The sequence below is a fragment of the Bradyrhizobium sp. WYCCWR15520 genome (genome assembly GCF_056174665.1).
Map to the genome: position 1 here is coordinate 1 of NZ_JBWBWM010000135.1, position 1,710 is coordinate 1,710.

General features: G+C 52.9%; 2 pseudogenes. Both read left to right on the plus strand.

What is annotated here, in order from left to right:
* Positions 1-137 precede the first annotated feature (137 nt).
* A pseudogene (locus tag AC0QUY_RS42495) lies at positions 138-246 on the plus strand (IS5/IS1182 family transposase); the annotation flags it as partial.
* A 531-nt stretch (positions 247-777) separates the two neighbouring features.
* Positions 778-1,584: pseudogene (nolL, locus tag AC0QUY_RS42500) on the plus strand (nodulation factor fucose acetyltransferase NolL); the annotation flags it as partial.
* Between the last annotated feature and the right edge of the window lie 126 nt (positions 1,585-1,710).

Below are 1,710 nucleotides of genomic sequence, written 5' to 3' on the forward strand. Positions count from 1 at the left end.
CGATCATATGGAAGGTTCTAGTTCCAGAACTAGGCGCAGACATAGAAGCTCACATCGGCTCACAAACTCAGCAGCCGATAGCCGATCGCTTACCCACTCCGCCAGACGGGGTTTCCTTGCCGCTTACATCGCACCTCATTGTTCGCGTACATCAGCATGGCGCCTGTATCACAAGGAACCAGCGCCAGTTGGTGGGAAAAGTCACGCGACGGCTTGACGAGCAAAATCCAGGCGGTGGTCGATAGCATGGTCTGCTGAGACGGCAGAAAGGTGCTGCGGGAGCGCCATCGGTCCTTTCAAAGGAGCGGTTCAGGAATCGCAAACACCCACGGGCAAGCCGGCCGCTGGAAGTGTGCAAACACTCCTTCCGGTCGCACAGGCCGCAACGCGCCCCCTCGATCAGGCAAGCCGGTCGAAGTGGGGCAGAGCCTCCATAGGTAAACCTTCGTATAGCAGGTCCCCTCTTTTCGATACCGGTCGCCCACCTCCGTACAATTGAACATGCCATCGACCACCTTCAGCTATCGGAGGCCGTAGAGTATAGATGGCAAATGCCTCCGCCATCGCCGAATGGATTGTTTGCGCGATGCAAAGCTGCAGCCGCGAAGTGCTTTTTATAATAGGTGGCCGCAGCGTATACCTATGCTCGGCAGCTCGGCCTATCTCTCCTGAGATGGTCAGCGCCTTGTCACCGTGCACCAGTACTTGGTAGCAGCGGGTATTCCCCGTCAACGAGTATCCGGCTCATCGGAACAATACCGAGAGGTTTGAAATACATTGTTAAATGTAACTGGATCGGATGTTCCCGGGCCGCGCACGCCAGAGGCAAAGGATCGAGAGCTAGGTTTAGATTTCGCGAAAGGAGTGCTCATTATTTTGGTGATCGTCGGTCACCTGATCCAATATGTCGTCTACCGAGATGGAGGCTTCTGGGAGTCGCCATGTTTCAAATGGATCTACATGTTCCACATGCCACTGTTTATGGCGATCAGTGGATATCTTTCTTGGCGAGCGCTCTTGCGAAAGTCGTTCACTCGAGCCATCGGTGATCGTGCGGTGCAGCTCTTGTTGCCCATGCTGTTTTGGTACGCTCTCCTGGAGGCAGCAAAGTTGGCCATATTAAGTTCGTCCGCCAGCGAACCAGCCAGCGTTTTGCAGTGTCTAAAGGATTCCGCCGGCACATACTGGTTCATTTGGGCTGCTTTTGTTTCTTTCCTTCTCGTCAAGATTCTTTTGATTTTCAATCGTTGGTCGCCCTGGATCTTATTCGTATCAGTCATACTAGTCGCACTTGCACCTGTGACATTTTCCATATTGCCTCTTATAAAGTATACGTTCCCGTTTTTCTGCCTAGGATTCTCTTTTGCTCAGTCGAGAGAATGGTGGACGGGCATAACGCGATCTCACAAGCCGCTCTTAATCATGTTTCTCTCCATAGCGGCTTTGGTGTGCTTTCTAACTTGGCGCAAAGACACTTACATCTACAACAATCTCGCCCTAGTGCACGATATGCAGTCGGCACAAAACGTACTTCTGATGCTTGTCGGCTCCGCAGCGGCCTCAGCGATTGTCATCGTGCTCATCTGAACCTCCTCCGAATTGATGGACACCTGTAGTAGGCTCGAAGAGCCAGGAGGTGTCGGATGGAAGGACGTCAACGTCGGTCGTTTACGGACGACTACAAGCGGCAAGCGGTTGATCTCGTAGCGT